General features: G+C 71.7%; 13 protein-coding genes. 6 read left to right on the top strand and 7 right to left on the bottom strand.

Annotation, left to right across the window (positions count from 1 at the left end; genetic code table 11):
- The 5 genes from E1285_RS32210 to glf form a co-directional block, all read right to left on the bottom strand.
- Positions 1-1,815: hypothetical protein (locus tag E1285_RS32210; protein WP_165966841.1), on the bottom strand; the 1,815-nt coding region annotated here is incomplete at its 3' end.
- A 231-nt stretch (positions 1,816-2,046) separates the two neighbouring features.
- A complete protein-coding gene (locus E1285_RS32205; protein WP_243723198.1) occupies positions 2,047-2,811 on the bottom strand; it encodes an ABC transporter ATP-binding protein in 765 nt (254 codons plus the stop codon).
- A gap of 3 nt (positions 2,812-2,814) precedes the next feature.
- Positions 2,815-3,687 (bottom strand): ABC transporter permease, encoded by an 873-nt coding sequence (locus tag E1285_RS32200; protein WP_243723197.1) that lies wholly within the window; start codon positions 3,685-3,687, stop codon positions 2,815-2,817.
- 68 nt (positions 3,688-3,755) lie between these two features.
- Positions 3,756-5,819, bottom strand: a complete 2,064-nt coding sequence (locus E1285_RS32195; RefSeq protein WP_243723196.1) for a glycosyltransferase — start codon at positions 5,817-5,819, stop codon at positions 3,756-3,758.
- Positions 5,816-6,988, bottom strand: coding sequence for a UDP-galactopyranose mutase (gene glf / locus E1285_RS32190; RefSeq protein ID WP_132158344.1), 1,173 nt, complete (start codon positions 6,986-6,988; stop codon positions 5,816-5,818). Before glf ends, E1285_RS32195 begins: the two co-directional genes overlap by 4 nt.
- A gap of 199 nt (positions 6,989-7,187) precedes the next feature.
- On the opposite strand from glf, the gene E1285_RS32185 reads away from it, so the two are divergent.
- Genes E1285_RS32185 through E1285_RS32170 form a run of 4 tightly spaced genes read left to right on the top strand, consistent with a single transcriptional unit; the run spans position 7,188 to position 12,148 of the window.
- The gene (locus tag E1285_RS32185; protein WP_132158343.1) at positions 7,188-8,453 is read left to right on the top strand and encodes a hypothetical protein; all 1,266 of its coding nucleotides are present in this window, start codon (positions 7,188-7,190) and stop codon (positions 8,451-8,453) included.
- Positions 8,454-8,461: 8 nt separating this feature from the next.
- The gene (locus tag E1285_RS32180) at positions 8,462-9,667 is read left to right on the top strand and encodes a hypothetical protein (protein ID WP_132158342.1); all 1,206 of its coding nucleotides are present in this window, start codon (positions 8,462-8,464) and stop codon (positions 9,665-9,667) included.
- Positions 9,664-10,638 carry a glycosyltransferase gene (locus E1285_RS32175; RefSeq protein WP_132158341.1) on the top strand — a complete coding sequence of 325 codons (975 nt, stop codon included), beginning with the start codon at positions 9,664-9,666 and terminating at the stop codon, positions 10,636-10,638. Before E1285_RS32180 ends, E1285_RS32175 begins: the two co-directional genes overlap by 4 nt.
- Complete coding sequence (locus E1285_RS32170; protein WP_132158340.1) at positions 10,631-12,148, top strand: glycosyltransferase family 39 protein; 1,518 nt, start codon at positions 10,631-10,633, stop codon at positions 12,146-12,148. Before E1285_RS32175 ends, E1285_RS32170 begins: the two co-directional genes overlap by 8 nt.
- Here the strand turns inward: E1285_RS32170 and E1285_RS32165 are convergent.
- A complete protein-coding gene (locus E1285_RS32165) occupies positions 12,130-13,224 on the bottom strand; it encodes a glycoside hydrolase family 43 protein (RefSeq protein ID WP_165966840.1) in 1,095 nt (364 codons plus the stop codon). The genes E1285_RS32170 and E1285_RS32165 overlap by 19 nt on opposite strands.
- 135 nt (positions 13,225-13,359) lie before the next feature.
- Between E1285_RS32165 and E1285_RS32160 the strand changes: the two genes are divergently transcribed.
- Positions 13,360-14,856 (top strand): sulfatase, encoded by a 1,497-nt coding sequence (locus tag E1285_RS32160; RefSeq protein WP_132158338.1) that lies wholly within the window; start codon positions 13,360-13,362, stop codon positions 14,854-14,856.
- A 111-nt stretch (positions 14,857-14,967) separates the two neighbouring features.
- The gene (locus E1285_RS32155; RefSeq protein ID WP_132158337.1) at positions 14,968-18,258 is read left to right on the top strand and encodes a sialidase family protein; all 3,291 of its coding nucleotides are present in this window, start codon (positions 14,968-14,970) and stop codon (positions 18,256-18,258) included.
- Positions 18,259-18,311: 53 nt separating this feature from the next.
- On the opposite strand, the gene E1285_RS32150 is transcribed toward E1285_RS32155, so the two are convergent.
- Positions 18,312-19,360 (bottom strand): glycosyltransferase (locus E1285_RS32150; protein ID WP_243723195.1); only part of this gene is annotated, 1,049 nt, incomplete at its 5' end.

Below are 19,360 nucleotides of genomic sequence, written 5' to 3'. Positions count from 1 at the left end.
CGGCAGGGTGATGATGCCGGGGTTGGCGTCCACGAGGAGTGTGCGGCGGCCGGTGGTGCCGGAGTGGGTGAAGACCATGGCGGTGGGCGGGAGCTCCTGGAGCTGCGGCGGCTCGATGAGGAGTTCGCGGAACCGTTGTTTGCCCGGGACGGTGTGGGTGCGGCTGTCCTCGACTGTGCGACCCCAGGCGGTCGCGGAGCTGATGCCTTCTACGAGTGCCGAGTCGTCGGCTGCGGGGGCGGGCAGGGGGGACCAGACCGGGTCAGTTAGGCCGTCGCCTCGGGGGCGCGCGAACGCGACCGTGCTGGCATAGGTCTCCCCCGCTACGTCGAACAGGGTCTCGCCTGCCGAGTCGGTGATCTCGGCGACGAGGAGCGGCTGGTCGGCGCCGATGTGCTCGGCGGCTACGCGGGCGTCGTCAGGGTTGCCGAGGCGCATGAAGCCGACGGCGGCGTGGCCGCGGCGGCCGAGACGCTCGCGGACGTGGCCGGGGATCGAGCGGTACATCAGGACCAGGCCGGTCCCGGTGGCCTCGCAGGCGTCTATGAGGCGGTCGAGAACGTCGCCTCGGAGCTTCTCGGAGCCGCAGAGGAAGAGGGTGTGGTCCCAGCGGCCGCCGGGTGGGGACTCCCTGATGCGGTGAGTCAGGGCGGTCGTCACGTAGGTGCCGAGGATTCGGTTGGTGAGGACGCCGGCGCGGCGGTCCATCGAGACCACGTGGAGACGGGACGGCGGGAGCCCCACGGGTTCGGTGGCGAGCTTCTCCAGCTTGCGGAGTTGTGCTTCGAGGGCCCAGGCGCGGCGGACGACGATCCGGTCGGTGGCGTCCCGGCCGAACAGGGTCGCGATGCGCTCTACCTGCTCGTCGGTGAGGAGGCCTCTCCGGAGGTCGTCGCGGGGGTCGCCTACCTGGGCGAGGACGCGCAGCGCTGCGGTGATCCGGGGGATCGTCGCGTCGGGGCCGAGCACCTCGATGAGGCGTTCCAGGATCGAGTTGTCGAAGGAGAGGTCGCGGGTGCCGCCCTCCTCCTCGCCCGCGCTGACCACCAGGGAGAGTACGTCGGCGAGGGCCTCGGGGCTCAGGCCGCGGGTGACGTCCAGGCGGGGCAGGTCGGCGGGCAGGACCCAGACGAGGGGGTCGTCGCCGCGGTCGGCGGCGAGGCGCAGGAGGTCGTGCGCGACGGCGCCCTCGGACAGGTCGATGACGGTGAGGCGGGCTCCGACGGCGAGGCGGGCCGCGCCCATGGTCGTGACGGCCGCGGACCATCCGGCGAGCGTCCCGCCGACGACGTCCACCCGGTCGACCCCTGGCGGGACGGCCACCGGGTACCACTCGCGCTGGCTCTCGTAGGCCGACTGGCGGCGTTCCCACTCCGACCGGGCCTTGGTGTACGCCTTCTCGGCCGCGTCGCGCTCGCGTTCGCGCTCGGCGCGCCTGCGCTGCTCCGCGTCGCGTTCTTGGGCGATGCGCTGCCGGATGCCCTGCTCGTCCCGCCACAGCGAACCGCCGGTGATGCCGATGACGACCGCGCAGGCCAGCAGCGCCACCCCGGCGAACGGCCACGGGAGGACGCCGGTGACACCGCAGAGCAGGAAGAGGACGACGCCGCCCAGCGCGCCGCCGAACACGACCCGCAGCGGCAGCGCCGCCATGTGCTCGCCCGGCTGCCGCACCGGCGGCCGGGCCGGCTCGGGTCCGGGCGGCTCGGGGCGGTCCGGGGGCGGCCCCGGATCAGGGTGCACCTGCGCGTAGCGCCAGCCCACATAGACGCGGTCGGCCTGTGTGAGCCGCGCCATCGCGGACCCGCTCGCCATGTCCGTCACGTCGAGAGACCCCTGGGTGTTGCGGGAATGATTGGAACGCCTGGGGGTTGCCGGGTTGGTTTCCTACACCGCCCAGAGTAAAGAGCATGCGGCGTTCTTGCTTCTCGTTCAACGGAACAGGCCCCCAGATGACCGACTGACCCTGCCAATTCGGTCACCAAGTCCACCTGCGGTAAAGATCGGACAGCCTGGTTCTGGCACCCTGTCCGCATCCGGCCACGTCTACAGGGGCGTACTCGCCGACTGAGCCACCTGTTTGGCCGCGCGTGCCTCCCGGACGAGCCGTCCCGCCTCCGCCGTCGGCCCGTCGAAGAGGACGCGCCCGTCGCGCATGGTGACGCCGCGGTCGCACAGGCCGACGAGCATCTTGATGTCGTGCGCGACGATCACCATGGTGCGGCCCTCGCCGCGCAGCTCCCGGATGCGGTCGAGGCACTTCTTCCGGAACGGCGGATCGCCGACGGCCAGCACCTCGTCGATCAGGAACACGTCCGGCTCGGTGTGCGCGGCGATCGAGAACGCGAGCCGCATGAACATCCCGGACGAGTAGAACTTCACCTGGTCGTCCAGGAAGCGCTCCACACCGGAGAAGTCGACGATGAGGTCGAACTTCCGCTCGATCTCCGCCCGGGACATGCCGAGGATCGCGCCGTTGAGGTAGACGTTCTCCCTGCCGGTCAGTTCCGGGTGGAGCCCGGCGCCCACGTCGATCAGCCCGGCGATGCGGCCGCGGACGAGCACCGATCCCGCGTCGGGGGCCATCACCCCCGAGATCATCTTGAGCAGGGTGCTCTTCCCCGACCCGTTCAGCCCCATCAGCGCGACGGTCTCGCCCTGCTCGATGGTGATGGAGACGTCGTCCAGCGCCTTGAACCGGTCGGAGAGGCTCTGCCGGCGAAGCGCCCGGACGCTCATCTCCTTGATCGACCGCGCGTGCCGCAGCGTGAACTGCTTGGTCACGGAGTCGATGACGATCGAGGGTGCCAACGTCTACAGCTCCTGGGCGAATCGCTTCTGCGAGCGGGCGAACGCCGCACGTCCGGCGAGGACCAGCAGGACGCCGACGGCCAGGGAGATCCCGGCACGCGCGTACAGATCCGGCGGGAGCGCGAAGTCCCCTTCCGTTCCGGGCAGCCAGAACGCCTTCTGGAAGAGGGAGACCGCGCTGACGAGCGGGTTGGCGAGGTACAGGTCCAGGACCCACTCGGGCGCGTGGGACCGCACGTGCGTCCACGGGTAGATCATCGGCACCGACCAGGTGATGACGACCAGCGAGATGTCCACGACCTGCTCCAGATCGCGGAAGAACACGTTGACGGCCGCGAACAGCAGGCCGAGGCCGAATCCCAGCGTGATGATGATCGCGAACCCGAACGCGGCGGCGGCCAGCCCCGACGGGGACGGCCGCCACCCGGCGGCGACGGCCCCGCCCAGCAGGATCATCATGCCGGGCACGAAATGCACCAGCGAGACCAGCACCGACGCCGTCGGGAACAGCTCGCGCGGCAGGAACACCTTGCGGATCAGCGGGGCGTTGCCGGTCACCGAACGGGTCGTCGAATGCAGCGTCTCGGTGAAGAGGTTGATCAGGACCATCCCCGAGAACAGGTAGATCGCGAAGTTCTCGACCAGCCGCTCCATGCCGAGGAAGACCCCGACCACGAAGAAGTAGACCGAGAAGTGCACGGCGGGCCGCACGTACGACCAGCCGAGCCCCAGCAGCGACCCCTTGTAGCGCGCACGCAGCTCCCGGCGGACCAGGAGCCGCAGCAGGTACCTGTGGCGCAGCGTCTGCCGCAGCCCGCCGCCCGTCCCCGGCGGCCGAAGCCCGTCGCGGTCCGCGCCGGCCGGCGAGTCGGTCACGGGCCGGTCCGTCGCAGGCGTGTCCTTCGCGGACGGGTTCGTCGACGGGTTCGTCGCGGGCTGGGCGGTCATCGCCCCGGCGCGCCGGGATCGGCGTGGGCACCGTCGCGGCCGTCGGGGCCGTCGGTGCCGAACGTCTGCCGCCACGCCTCCGGCGAGGTCAGCTCGCCCATGGCGGACTGGTACCGCGCGCTCAGCTCCGGCCACTCACGGCGGAGCCGGGTGTGCAGCAGCGAGGTCCGCTTCATGATCTGCCTGAAGCGCTCCGGGTCGCGCTGGTACCAGGCCACCCGGGTGCCGTCGGCGGAGGAGACGAGCGCGCTGTCGAACTTGGCCAGCAGCCCCCAGTGCCGGTCGATGTGCGGTACCACGGTCTGCGGGTTCCCGCGGGCGCCGGCGTCCACCGGGCGCAGCTGGCGGAGGGTCCCCTTCATCGCGGTCGCGAGCAGGTTCACCCGGCCGCTCGGCGGCGCGGGGGCGCGGCCACGCTTGGGCGGCCTGCGCCTGCGCACCAGCGGGAACTCCTCGTGGCTGGAACGGTTCTGCGCATCCGGGAAGTCCGCCCGGAAGGCGTTGATCTCCTGCAGCTTCGTGGCGATCCCCGCATGCATGTGCTCGGGGCCGCTCAGCACGTCCTCGATCGCCGCGACCATCAGCTCGGCCGTGGAGTACTGCATGGCCAGGGCATGCTTCACCGAGATGATGAAGCTCTCCTTCAGCAGGTTGCCGCCCCGCTCGTACGGGGAATGCAGCAGCGCGGTGACCAGCCGGTTCCGCTCGTGGTAGTACGCCTGCCAGTCGATGGCGTCGTCCTTGTCCTGCCATGGGACGTGCCAGGCGGCCATGCCGGGCAGTGACACGGTCGGGAAGCCCGCTTCGCCGGCCCGGACGCAGTACTCGGCGTCGTCCCACTTGATGAACATCGGCATGGACAGGCCGACCTTGCGCACGACGTCGGTGGGGATCAGGCACATCCACCAGCCGTTGTAGTCCACGTCGACCCGGCGGTGCAGCCACGGCGTCCTGCGCAGGCTCCCCGGGCCCTCGCCCGTCCCGAGGTGCGGGTCCGGCGCGAAGTCGTGCTCGCGATGGGTGTGGGGAGCGGTGTTCCACCACCACCGGTACCGCTCGATGCATTCGCCGTAGGCGTGCAGCTGGGAACGGGCGAACAGGTTGAACATGTGCCCGCCGACGATGGTGGGGGTGCGGGCGAAGTCGGCGAACGCGACCGCGCGCAGCACGCCCTCGGTCTCGGTGACGACATCGTCGTCGAGGAGGAGGACGTAGTCGCTGGCCCCGGACCTGAGCGTCTCGTCCATCGCGCGGGAGAAGCCGCCCGACCCGCCGAGGTTGCCCTGCTCGATGAGCCGGAGACGGGCGCCGAGCGTCTCGGCCGCACGCGCGTAGTCCTCGGTGTCGCGGACCTTCTGCGTGCCCTGGTCGACGACGAAGATCTCGTCGACGACGTCGAGGACCTCGGGGGCCTGGCTGAGCGCGACGAGCTGGTCGGCGCAGAAGGTCGGCCGGTTGAACGTGGTGATGCCGAGGCTCACGCGGCCCTGCCGGACGTGACCCGGCTCGGCGCACCAGTCCGCGCGCTCCAGGACGGCGTCGCGCTCACCCGCCTGGATCTCCATCCAGTACCAGCCGCCGTCGATGAACGGGCTGAGCGTCAGCCGGATGCTCTGCTCCCACGCCTCGTCGCCGTCCATCCTGACGGACTCGACCCGCTGGACGTGCCCCTTGGCGCTGGACCGGTAGACGATGACGCTGGCCAGGCCGCGCATCCGGACCCGCAGGGTCACCTCGTCCACGGACGTCCAGCGCCGCCAGTAGCTGGCGGGGAAGGCGTTGAAGTAGCTGGCGAACGACACGCGCCGACCCGCCGGGACCACGACGCTGCGGCGGCCCACGATCTCGGAGAGTCGTGCCCCCGTGGCACCGTCCGGCCCCGCGCCGGCCTCCCCGGCGGCGTCGTCAGCGGTGGAAGCGTCGCCCCCGCGCCCGATCTCGCCTTCGACGTACAGCTTGAGGACGTCGAGGTCGCGGTCGGCGGGCAGCACCACGCGCTGCAGGACGCGCAGGTCACGGCCGGTGTCGCCCGTTCGTGGGTCCTGAGCCTGGTCGGTCACTCGTCCACACCTCCACTGATGAGACGCGCGCCCTCGGTGAAATGGGGACGCAACCGGTTGTCGACCATGCTGAGCGCGCTGGCGATGGCCATGTGCATGTCGAGGTACTTGTAGGTTCCGAGGCGCCCGCCGAAGAGTACGCCGTCCTCGGCGGCCGCGAGCTTCCGGTAGGCGCCCAGCCGCTCACGATCCTGCTGCGTGTTGATCGGGTAGTACGGCTCGTCACCGCGTTCCGCGAACCGCGAGTACTCCCGCATGATGACGGTGCGGTCGGCGGGATAGCGGTCGCGGCGTTCCGGGTGGAAATGGCGGAACTCGTGGATGCGGGTGTAGGGGACGTCCTCGTCGGCGTAGTTCATCACCGGGGTGCCTTGGAAGTCGCCGGTCTCCCTGACCTCCATCTCGAAGTCCAGGGTCCGCCAGCCCAGTTCGCCCTCCGCGTGGCCGAAGTAGCGGTCGAGCGGGCCGGTGTAGACGACCGGGACGTTGCCGACGGCGTCGTCGCGCAGGTCGAAGAAGTCGGTGTCGAGCCGCACCTCGATGTTCGGATGGTCAGCCATCCGCTCGAGCCAGGCGGTGTAGCCGTCGACCGGGAGGCCCTCGTAGGTGTCGCTGAAGTACCGGTTGTCGAAGGTGTAGCGCACCGGCAGCCGAGTGATGATCGCGGCGGGCAGGTCGCGGGGGTCGGTCTGCCACTGCTTGGCGGTGTAGCCGCGGATGAACGCCTCGTACAGCGGGCGGCCGACCAGCGAGATCGCCTTCTCCTCCAGGTTCGCGGGGTCGGTGACCTCCGCGGCCTGCTCGGCGATCATGGCGCGCGCCTCGTCGGGACTGAGCGCGCGGCCGAAGTACTCGCAGATCGTGCCGAGGTTGATCGGCATCGGGTAGACCCGGTCGCGGTACCGGGAGTACACGTGATGCCGGTAGCCGGTGAAGGCGGTGAAGCGGTTGACGTACTCCCACACCCGCTCGTTGGACGTGTGGAAGAGGTGCGCGCCGTAGCGGTGGATCTCGATGCCCGTCTCCGGCTCGTCCTCGCTGTAGGCGTTCCCTCCGATGTGGCCGCGCCGGTCCAGGACCAGCACGCGCAGGCCCAGCTCGGCGGCGCATCGTTCGGCGACCGTCAGGCCGAAGAGGCCGCTGCCGGCCACGACGAGGTCAACGTTCATTGGGCAGCGCTCATCTCCGTGCGGGGAGCTTGCGGAAAGACCCGCTACGCGCGCCGGCAGCGGGTCGACTAGTGCGGATTGGGCTAAGATACCCGCGTTTTGATCGCTACCGAGGCAGGAACCCAGGATCGCGGTGGTCTCTCCCCCTTCCGAGAGTGCCTCTCCCATCTCCGAGAGCGCGGGGCCGCGTGCCCGGCCGGTGGTCTTCCTTCACGTCGGGGCGGCGAAGAGCGGCACGACGTATCTGCAGAACCTCCTCTGGCATAACCGGGACCGGCTGCGCGAGCACGGCGTCCTCTACCCGGGCGCGGACCAGGCGGCACACGTCAGGGCGGCCTTCGACCTGCGCCGGACGTTCTTCCCCGGCGCATCCGATCCCGAGATCCCGAACGCCTGGCCACGGCTGATCGACGAGGTTCGCGACTGGGACGGCAGCACGATCATTTCCCAGGAGCTGTTCGCCCCTTCCGGGCGGAAGTACGTCCGCCGGGCCATGGCGGACCTCGATTTCGCCGAGGTGCACGTGGTCTTCACCACGCGGGACCTCGCCCGGCAGATCCCGGCGCACTGGCAGGAGGACATCAAGAACCGGTTCGGCACCTCGTTCACCGGGTTCATGGAGCACATCAAACGCCCCAACTGGCTCGACCACGAGATCTCGCGGCTGTTCTGGACGCTGCAGGATCCGGTCTACGTGCTGGAGCGGTGGGGCATGGACCTGCCCCCCGAGCGCGTGCACATCGTGACGCTTCCCCGGCCCGGCGCGCCGCGTGACCTGCTGTGGCGGCGCTTCTGCGCGGCCGTCCGCCTTTCCCCGGACGACTACGACCTCGCCGCCCCGTTCGACAACCCGTCCCTCGGCCTCGCGGAGACCCAGTTCCTGCTGCGTCTCAACACGGCCCTCGACCGGGAGCGGCTCGGGTGGCATTTCTACAACGACGAGGTCAAGCTCTTCCTGGCCCAGCGGGTCTTGGCCGGGCGGCCCACCGTGGCGAAGACCGTGCTGCCCGCCGAGCACCTGCCTTGGGCGACCGAGCGGTCCGGCCAGATGGTCGAGGGGCTGCGAGCCGCCGGCTACAACGTCGTCGGCGACCTCGACGAGCTGATCCCCGCCGCCGGGCCGGCGACGGCGCCCGACCCCGACGAGCCGCGCTGGGCGGACGTCGCGGACGTGGGCATGGAGGCGATCACGGCGGTGCTCCAGCGGCTCCGCGACGAGGTGGACCACGCCGCGCACGTCCCGGGTTCGGAAACGCCCGTCCACGACCAGGTGGACGCGATGAGGCCGGAGGCCGGGGACCTGCGCGAGCTGACCAGCGCACTCGTCAGCGAATCCCTCCCGCTCACCCACCGGGCCGTGCGGAAGATCGGCGAGCGCTACCCCGCCGCGCGGCGGCTGCGCGGCGCCTACCGGCGGCTGCACCGCCTTGGCGGCAGCATCGACAGCGACAAGAACAGGAGGTGACCCGGTCCATGGGAGACGAGGCGAAGACCGTTTACCTGCACGTCGGGGCACCCACCGCGGGGACCGCGTTCCTGCACCGGGCATTGTGGGCCAACCGGCGGCGCCTCGGCCACGCCGGCGTCTGCTACCCGATCACGGGCCCGATGCAGCACTTCGGCGCCGTGATGGACCTGCGGGAGATGAGCTGGGGCGGGCATCGCGACCCCGCCTGGGAGGGCACCTGGGACCGCGTCGCGCGGCGCGTCCGCGACTGGGAGGGGCACACGGCGGTCTTCTCCCACGGCCTGCTGGGCGGCGCGGACGAGCAGCAGGTGCGGCGGGCCGTGAAGTCCCTGGAGCCCGCCGAGGTGCACGTCGTCTTCCTGACCCGCGACCTGGGGTGGCAGCTCGTCTGCGACTGGCAGGAGCAGATCCGGCACAACCACACGGTCACCTTCGAAGCGTTCGTGGACGACCTGGTCGCCCTCGGCATCGACGCGCCGCCGCCGTACGGGGAGATGTTCTGGGGCCTGCACGACGCGGCGCGCGTGCTGGAGACATGGGAGTCGGCGGTGCCGAGTCACCGCGTCCACGTGGTGACTCTGCCCCCGCCCAGCGCGGATCCAGGCACGTTGTGGAGCCGCTTCTGCGCCGTGACCGGCATCGACCCCACGGTGTGCGACATCGGGGGCATCGAGGACGAGGAGCCGATGTCGGCGATCGAGGCCGAGGTCCTGCGCCGGCTGAACGGCAGGCTCGGCGTCGCGCTGGGCGGCGACTACGAGCGCGTGGTCCGCGACCACCTCGTCGGAAACGCCCTGACGGGGGGTACCGACGACATCGGGCGTGTACCGATGGGCCTGCCTCCCCGGCACCGGGAGTGGGCGGCCCAGCGGACCCGGCTGCTCGCCGGCGCGCTGCACACCGCCGGTTACGACGTGGTCGGCGACCCCGACGAGCTGACGACGTCCGGGGAGCCCGGCATACCGCCCGGTGAGGCGACCATGTTGCCGGGTGAGGTGCCGGACGAGCAGATCGCGGCGGCGTCCCTCGGCGTGACCGCGCATCTGCTGGAACGGTTGAACGAGGTGCGCGACCAGATCGGGCTCGCGCACCTGCACGGGCAGCTCGGCGACGTGCGCGAGAACCTGGACCGGCTGCTGGAGGCGGCCGCCTCCCCGACGACCGGACTGCAGCGGGCCGCCCGCCGCGCCACCGGGAGGCGCAACCCATGAACCGGGGCCCGGGGGCTCGCGCGGACGCGTCCGTCACGGCGGTGGTCGTCACCTACAACCGGCGCGAGCTCCTGGACGAGGCACTCACGGCACTCGCCGCGCAGACGCGCGCCCCGGACCGGATCGTGGTCGTCGACAACGCCTCCGAGGACGGCACGGCGACGATGGTGGCCGAACGCTTCCCGGACGTGGACCTGCTGTCCCTGCCCCGCAACCTGGGTGGGGCCGGTGGGTTCGGCGCCGGCATCGTCCGCGCCCTGGATCGCGATACCACTCTCCTCTGGCTGCTGGACGACGACACCGTGCCGGAGCCCGATGCCTTGAAGGCGCTCCTCGCGGCCAGGGAGACGACCGCGACCGGCCACGACGGCCCGCCGACCCTCGTGGCGAGCCGGGTCGTGTGGACCGACGGACGCGACCACCCGATGAACACGCCGCGCTCCAAGCCCCGGGCGACGGCCGCCGAGCAGCGGACCGCCCGCGCGGCGGGCTGCGTCCCGATCCGCTCCGCGTCCTTCGTCTCCGTGCTCGTGGACGCGGCGGCGGTACGCGAACGCGGGCTGCCGGTCGCCGACTACTTCCTCTGGAACGACGACTTCGAGTTCACGACGCGCCTGCTGCGCGGCCGCCGCGGCGTGCTCTGCCCGGAGAGCGTCGTGGTGCACAAGACCAGGGAATTCGGCGGGACCGACGCCGACCCCGGCGACCGCTTCTTCTACGAGGTCCGCAACAAGATCTGGCTGTTCACCCGCAGCCCCGGGCTCGCGCCCCCTGAACGCGTCCTGTACACCGGCTCCACGCTCAGGCGATGGTCGCGCACGTTCGCCTCGTCCTCGGACCGGACGGTGCTGCGCCGTGCCCTGCTGCGCGGGGTCCGCGAAGGTCTGTTCACGCGCCCGAAGCCGACCGCGGCTTTGCTGCGCGACGTCGGCGTGGAGATGCGTGCCGACGACGGGCGCCACCGTGGCTGACCGGTCAGAGGACGACGCACCGGGCCCGTTGCGCTGGCTCGGCCTGCGCGCGATGCCGCTCGTCCCGGCGGTCGTCGCGCTGGCCATCGCCCTGGCCGGTATCCGGGGGCCATCGTTCTGGCTGGACGAGGCCGCGACGGTCAGCGCGACCGGACGGCCGGTTCCGGAGATGCTGCGCCTGTTCGAGAACCTCGACCTGGTCCACGCCCTCTACTACCTGATCATGCGGCCGTGGGTCATGCTGTTCGGCACGGGGGAACTGGCGCTGCGGCTGCCGAGCGCCCTGGCGACCGCGGCGGCGGCGGGCGGCGTCGCCGTCATCGGCCGGCGCTGCCTCGGCCCTGCGGCGGGTCTGCTGGCCGGGCTCATGTACGGCGGCACGGTGTCCGTCACCCGATTCGCGCAGGAAGCGCGCTCGTACGCGATGGTGACGGCGGTCGCCGTGCTCGCGACGTACCTGCTGATCAGGGGCATGCGGGAGGGCGGGCGGCACCCGTGGCGCTGGTTCGCCGGATACGGCCTGGTGATCGTCGTGCTGGGGCTGCTCAACCTCAACGCGGTGTTCCTGGTCCCCGCGCATGCCGCAACGCTCCTGGCGGCCCGTCCCAAGGCCGCCGGGACATGGCTGCGCTGGCTGGTCGCGAGCGGCCTCGCGGCGGTGGCGCTGCTCCCGTTCGCGCTGGCGGCGCGCGGTCAGGACTTCCAGGTCGACTGGCTTCCCGAACCGTCCTGGAACATGGTGTGGACGCTGGTGCGGTTCATGGCGGGCGGCGTCGGGTTGGTGGCGCCCGTCCTCCTGCTGGCGCTCATCGGCGCGTTCGCGGGGTTCGGGAGGCGCGAAGGCCGCTCCCTCACCGCCGTGGCGCTGCCGTGGCTGGTGGTGCCGCCGACGCTCATGCTCGTGGTGTCGCTCCTGGGCGAGCCCCTCTTCATGTACCGGTACGTGGTGTTCTGCCTGCCCGCGCTCGCGCTGCTGACCGGTGCCGGGCTGGCTCGTATCGCCGCTCTCGGACGGCCCGCCGTCGGCGGGCTCGTCCTGGCCGCGGTGGTGGCGGCCCTGGTCGTCGCGTCCGTGCCGAGGCACGAGGCCGTCAGGCGGCAGGACAGCAGGCCGGACGACCTGCGGACGCCCGCGGAGATCGTGCGAGCCAACGCACAGGACGGCGACGTCCTCGTCTATCTCGCGGAAGTCGTGCGATGGGGCGCGTCCGCGTATCCGGACGCCTACCACCGGCCGCGAGACGCCGCGATGCGCCGGTCTCCGGTGCAGGCCGCCAACCTGAAGGGCAGGAGCACGTTCCCGCGCGAGCTGCGTCGGCCGCTCCGGTCGGCGTCACGCGTGTGGGTGATGAACAGCAGATCCGTCGGCACACCGCTCGCGCCCTTGGTGCAGCGGCGGGTGGAGATCGTCCGTGAGATGGGGCCCTGGCGGGTCGCGGGGACCTGGAAGTACCGGGGCGGAAAGCTGACCCTGTACGAGCGGACGGCGCCCTACCGCGGTTCGAGGTAGGGCCGGGCCCCGTCCCAGCCGAGCCGCGCGACGTACATTCCCCGTGTCACCTTCGAGTCGTCGTGGTAGTCGAGGATGCCGTGGAAGACGAGGTAGTCGCCGGTTTCGTCGATGAGGACGTCCGCGCTCCCCGGCCCCTCGATCCTCCCGCCGTACGCGTCGGTGGACTGCAGGGGCGCGGGGGCCTTCTCGTACGGCCCCTCCAGCGAGGACGCCACCGCGTAGCGGGTCTGGTAGTTCGGCTTGAAGTACCAGCCGGCCGCGTAGAACAGCACGTACTTGCCGCCTCGCCGGACCAGGTCGGGGGCCTCGACCATGACCGGCTCTCCCGCCCCGCGTCCCATGATCCGCTTCGGCGCGCCGGCCAGGCCCAGCCCGTCCGGGTTCAGCCTGACCAGGTAGATCGCCGCCGTCTGCTGGCGGTCCGTCTTGTACAGCAGGTAACGGGTGCCGTCCGTCTCGATGTAGGACGCCGCGTCGATGGCTCCGCCGAGCTCCAGCGGGCACACCAGCGGTTCCCCCTCCACCGGGACGAACGGGCCCGCCGGTGAGGTCGCGGTGGCGGCGCCGATGCACTGGTGATCGCTTCCCTTGCGGCGCGCGGTGAAGTACAGCACGTAGGAGCGGGAACCGCCGCTCGGCGGGACGACCTCGGGTGCCCAGGTCCAGCCATCGGCCGCCCACGCCGGGAGGTGGGCGAGGCCGTCTCCGGGCGCCGGCCTCCACGGTCCGGTGGGCGAGGGCGCTGTGGCGACCGGCATGGCCGCGGCCGCGTTGTTCGTGCCGTACGCGTAGTACGTGCCCGCCACCTTGATCACGGTGGGGTCCGCGAACGATCCGTCGAGGACCGGCTCGACCGGCGAGTAGCCCGGTGGATCGACGGGCACCGGGGTGCCCGCGGGACTCGGCATCGGCGCGCCTGCGGCCTCGGTGGAGTTCTGCGAGGCCTCCGCCTGCTCCCCGCCGGGCGAGGGCCCGGCGACGGCGAGCCCGACGACGAGGGCCACCAGTGCGCTGATCGCGGCGCCGGTGACCACCGGCCCCAGCGCCCGCACACCATCCCCCGTCCGCCTCATAACACCCCGCATCATGCCAACACCCCTCACATAACGACCAATCGTGACCAGATACGCAAAGCACCCCGAGGGCTGGTTACGCTTTTGCGCGGACCGGCATCACCAAGGATCGGCATCACTAGGGAGAGGCGGACGTTGCTCCGACACCGGCGGCTCACGGCCGTACTCTGCCTGGTCACCGCGCTGGGCCTGAGCGGCTGCTTCATGCAGCCGGGCGGCCGCTCCGGCGGCCCGGATCAGACCAAGGCCCCGAAGAAGCCGAACATCGTCTTCGTGCTCACCGACGACCTCTCCTGGAACCTCGTCGCGAACATGCCCCAGGTACTGCGGATGCAGCGGGACGGGCTCACGTTCCGCAACTTCATCATGGCGGACTCGCTGTGCTGCACATCCCGCGCAACGATCTTCACCGGCCAGTACCCGCACAACACCGAGGTCCGCACCAACTTCCCGCCCGACGGCGGCTACCAGGTCTTCAAGGCGAAGGGCGGCGAGAAGGCCTCGTTCGCGCCCGCCCTGCAGAAGGCCGGCTACCACACCGCGCTGCTCGGCAAGTACATGAACGGCTACCACCCGAAGGACACCCACGGCGGGAAGAAGCCGTACGTTCCCCCGGGCTGGGACGAGTGGCAGGTCGCCGGCTACGCGTACCCGGAGTACGACTACAACCTGAACGAGAACGGCTCCCTCGTCCACTACGGGCGCAAGCCGCAGGATTACCTGACCGACGTCCTGGCCAACAAGGGAGTCGAGTCCATCAAGAAGGCGGCCGGGTCGTCGAAGCCGTTCTTCATCGAGATCTCGACGTTCGCCCCGCACGGGCCGTTCGTCCCGGCGCCGCGGCACGCCGGCATGTTCGCCGATCTCAAGGCGCCTCGGCCGCCGTCGTTCAATGAAGCGGACATTCGGGATAAGCCATCCTGGCTCCGGTCGCGTCCGAAGCTGGGCACGCGCGCAATCGACCGCATCGACCGGGGCTTCCGCGACCGGGTCCGCATGGTCCAGTCGGTGGACGAGATGGTCGGCCGGATCCGGACAACCCTGAAGGACCTCGGCCGGGATCGCGACACCTACGTGGTCTTCGGCTCGGACAACGGCTTCCATTTGGGAGAGCACCGGCTGGCCGGAGGCAAGATGACCCCCTACGACAGCGACGTCCGCGTGCCGTTCATGGTCGTCGGCCCCGGTATCCGTCCCGGCCACCAGGTCCAGCAGCCCGCCCAGAACACCGACCTGGCGCCGACGTTCCTGGAACTGGCCGGCGTGAAGCCGCCGCCCGCGACCGACGGCCGTTCGCTCGTGCCGTTCCTGCGCGGCGGCACGCCGCCGGGCTGGCGGCAGTCCGCGCTGATCGAGCATGTCAAGCCGCCGCCGTCCCCGCTGGACCCCGACCGGCAGGACTCCGCCCCCGGGGCGCCGCCGACCTACAACGCGCTGCGCAACGACGAGTTGCTCTACGTGGAGTACGAGGACGGGGAACGCGAATACTATGACCGCACCCGCGACCCCCAGGAGCTGGCCAACATCTACGGCACGCTGCCGGAGCAGCGGCGGCGGCACCTCTCCGACCTGCTGTACGCGCTGACCCACTGCTCGGGTGCGGGCTGCACCGCCGCGGGCCGCAGCCGCTGAGGGAGTTCCGTCCTTTATGCGCCGCTATCATCGCTGACTAACTGCGGATGCGCAGCGCCGCATGAAGACGCGGCACCACAGGAACACAGAGCCGATGCTGGGAGAGCGGGTGTGACTGCAACCGGAAAGCCGGATGACGACCACGACGTGGAGCGTCCCGAACCCGGACAGCCGGCCCCGGCCCCGCCACCTCCGCAGTGGCTGGACGACCAGCAGCCCTCGGCCACCCCGCTGCTTCCCGAGGACGACCCCGAACCGGACGACCCGGAGTTCGCGGACGACTTCGAGGACACGGACGACCCGGAGGACGACGGCGCCCCGGAGAGCAACGTCCCGGTGGACGATCCGGAAGACGACGCGGAAGCCGAGCCGGCCGACCGCACCATCAGCGACCGCACCATCAGCGATCTCAATATCGCCGATCTCGGGATCGACGAGTCGTCGCGCACCGTGATCCTCCCGCGCCGCCAGGCCGCGGCGGACACCGGCGACTCGCGGCAGGACGCGGGAGAAGGGCAGCAGCGGGAATCGGGGCAGCCGGTGCCGCCGCCTCCCGCGACGTCCACCGACATTCCGATGTCCGCCGACATCCCCACGTCCACCGACATCCCGGCGCCGCCGCCGTTCCCGTACACGCAGGAGGCGCCCGGCGAGGCGGAGGCGCAGCATCCCGCGCCGCCCCCGTTCCCGTACGGGCAGGAGATGCCGGACGTCACCCGCGCCGAGCGCCTCCCCCCGATGCCTCCGCAGCAGCCGCCCGGCTACGCGAACGAGATGCCGGGCGCCGCGAGCCCGCCCGCCGCGGGCCCACCGGCTCCGGCGCCGCAGCCGTCGCCGTCCCAGAGCCCTCCGGCGCACGAGCCCTTCCCGTACGCGCAGGAGATCCCGGGCACTCCCGCCCCGGCCCACGAACCGTTCCCCTACGCGCAGCAGATCCCGGGCGCCCCGAGCGGTCCCCCGGCCGCCGAGCCGTTCCCGTGGGCCCAGCAGATGCCGGGCGCGCCCCAGCCGGGCCAGCCCGCCCACGGTCAGGCCGCCCACGGTCAGGCCGCCCACGGTCAGGCCGCGCCGCCGATGATCGACGAGCCGTGGCGGACGGGATCGCCCGGCAAGCGGCCCCGGAACGTGAAGAAGCCGCTCCTCATCGGCGTGGCCGGCCTGGCGGTCGCCGCGCTGGTGGCCGCGGGCGTGCTCATCGTGCCCGGCCTCCTCGACGACGGCGACGGCGGTGACGCGACGGGCGCGAAGCTCGCGGGCTCGATATTCCCGTTGAACGACGCGGTCCGCACCGACGGCCGCAACCAGGAGTTCACGAGTGCCGCCGCGGTCGGCACGACGGTCGTCGCGGTGGGCGGCGAAAGCGGCGTGGCCAAGTCCCGCGACCTCTTCCTCGTCTCCACGGACGGCGGGCGCACGTTCGAGCCCGCGAAGGTCGAGGGACCGGACGACGGCTCCACGTCCACCACTGCGCCGCAGGTGGTGGCGGGCTCGTCCGCAGGCTGGATCGCCATCGGCTCCGGCGGCAGCGGCGGCGCCGTCTGGACGAGTTCCGACGGGCGGACCTGGACGCGGCAGCCCGACGCCGTCGGACGGGTGTTCGGGCCGGGCAACCGCGTGCACCAGGTGGTCTCCACCGGAAACGGGTTCATCGCCATCGGCGCGAACTCGGCGAAGGGCGATTTCAGCGACGCCGAGGCGGCCGTGTGGTCGTCGGCCGACGGGCGCCAGTGGGAGACCCGGGCGGGCGAGCAGATCGGCCTGGAGGTGAACCGGGCGTCGTACTCGCTGGTCGAGATCTCCGCGAGCGGTGACTCCGTGCTGCTCAAGGCGCTGGTCAAGCCCGACAACAAGAAACCGGCGCAGTACCGGAAGGTCTGGCGCTCGCAGGACGGCGGGCGGACCTGGACGGTCTCGGAGGTGCCGGTGCCGAAGGGCGCCCGTGGCCTGACGGTCGGCGGCGGTGAGGCCGGGTTCCTGGCAATCCGGGAGATGGGCAAGGACAAGGCCTACGGCCAGGCGTTCGTCTCCAAGGACGGCGAGACCTGGAACGAGGCCGGAAAGCTGGAGCTGGACGGCTACGGCTTCACCATGCAGATCCTCGGGGGCTCCAGCGGGTACACGGCGCTCGTCCACGGCGGCGGTGACGTGCTGCTGTCGCACAGTGCGGACGGCCGCACCTGGAAACCGGCGGGGAGCGCCCCCGGAAAGCCGGGCCGCAAGATCGCCGGCGGAGCTCTGGCCGACGGCCAGACGATCCTCGTCGGCCACGACCCCGGCGGCGGCGACAAGGACCCGCTGCTGAGCGGCTGGGACAACGACGGACGGCCGGTCCCGCTCGACCCGGCGAAGATCCCCGGCGTGGTCAGGCCCGACCACGCCGTCCAGGCCGTCGGCGCGGCCGGCCCCCTCGCCGTCGCGGTGGGCAGCGCGTCCGGCGACGCCGCGGTCTGGACGTCCGCCGACGGCGCGTCCTGGAAGGCCGCACAGGGCCTCGGGGCCGCGTTCACCCGGCCGGGTTCGCAGCGGCTGCTCGATGTCGCCGGCGGCCAGGCGGGCTGGCTGGCGGTCGGCTACGACCAGATCGCGCCCAAGCGCCCGCTCGTCGTCGTCTCCAAGGACGGGTCGGCCTGGCAGACCGCCGACTCGGCCGCGGCGTTCGGCACGGACAAGGAGAACCTCGCCACCAACGCCGCCGCATCGGGTTCCGCCGGCTACGTGGTGGTCGGTAGCGAGGGCCCCTCGGCCGCCGCCTGGTTCTCGACCGACCTGCGGAAATGGGAGCGCGGTTCGAGCGACGACGAGGACGCGCTGAAGGGGTCGGAGGACGCCGGGCGCTGGATGCTGGACGTCACCGGCGGCGACCCCGGTTTCACGGCCGTAGGCGGCGTCTCCGACTCGGAGGGGGACCGCCCCGCGGTGTGGTCCTCGCAGGACGGGCGGAAGTGGGCGCTGAAGGAGCTGCCGCTCCCGGGCGGCGCCGGCGAGGGGCACCTGACGCACGTGGCCGCGAAGGGGGGCACGCTCGTCGCGGCCGGGGTGGCCACGGCCGAACAGGAGTCCACGTGGATCGGCTACGTCTCCACGGACGGCGGCGCGTCGTGGCGGGAGCTGCCCGTGCCCGGCGGCGACAAGGAGCTGGTCGTGAAGGCCCTGACGGCGACGCCGCAGGGATTCGCCGCGACCGCCGCCTCCGGTACCGCGGATGCGGCCGACGTGGTGTCGATGACGTCGTCCGACGGTTCGAACTGGGAGGTCACGCGGCCCGAGGGGACGGGCCTGAGCGGCGCGGGGGCCCAGGAGATCACCGGGCTCGCCGCCTTCCAGGAGAAGGTGGTCGGCGTAGGCGGCAGCAGCGGCCCGGACGGCGGCCAGCCCGTCCTGTGGAGCCGGCCTCTGCCGTGAGGCCTGCGGCGCCCGCGAGGCCTGCGGCGCCGTGGCTCAGAGTTCGCGGTGGCTCAGAGTTCGCGGTGCGGTGGGGCGGGGTCGTAGCCGGGGATGCTCTCGTGCCCGTCGGCGGTCGCCGGTCGGGCGTGGCGGGGGACGTATCCGGTCTCGTGACCGATCTCGTATCCGGTCTGCCTCGGCGGCGCCGCCCGGCGCGCGTCCACGCGGTCGCGGGACCGGTTGCGGCGCGCTCCGTAGGGTGCGACGACGCGGCGGTAGAACGGCTTGCGGATCATGGTCGGGACCAGCCGGTAGCCGCCGCGCACCATCACGTTCCGCCAGTACTGCGGCTGGGAGATGAAGCCCTCGCGCCGCATCTGCCGCTGCAGGCGCAGTTCCGAACGCAGCAGGTCACGGCCGCCGCGCCGCTCGTAGGCGCCGTCCCCGACCCGGTAGTAGACGAGGGGTTCCGCGACGTTCACCATGCGCGCGCCGTTCGCGATCATTCGCACGAACAGCCAGTAGTCCTCCATCAGCGGGAGGTCGCCGTAGCCTCCGGCGGCGACGACGGCGCTGCGGCGGTAGACGACCGTCGGATGGTTGAACGGGTCGTGCAGGCGGGAGTAGCGGGCGATGTCGGCCGGGTCGCTCGGCGGGGTGCGCCGGCCGACGACCTCGGAGATGTCGGTGCTGAACTCCAGGAGGCCGGCGCCGACGAGGTCGGCTCCCGCGCGTACCAGCGGTACCTGGGTCTGGAACCGGTGGGGCATGGCGACGTCGTCGGCGTCCATGCGGGCGACGATGTCGTGCCGGGCCGCGCGGAGGCCCGCGTCGAGGGCGGGGCCGAGGCCGCGGTTGTGTTCCAGGTGGACGAACGACACCTCGACCGGGCTGCTCATGACCAGTTCCGTCAGGCAGGCGGCCATCTCGGGCTGGACGGGGCCGTCCTGGACCAGGACCACCTGGTCCGGGCGCAGGGTCTGCTGGTGCACCGCGCTGCGGAAGGCGTCCCGTGCGTGCTCCGCTTGATCACCGCCGTAGACGGTCATCAGCAGGGTGAAGGCTTCGGGCTGCATGCGTCCGTTCCGGGAGGAGCGTAGGCACCCGTAGAGCCCGTTGC

The organism is Actinomadura sp. 7K507 (assembly GCF_004348425.1).
Classification (GTDB): Bacteria; Actinomycetota; Actinomycetes; order Streptosporangiales; family Streptosporangiaceae; genus Spirillospora.
Note: the sequence above shows the minus strand (reverse complement) of the source record. Positions and strands in the feature narration are given on the sequence as shown.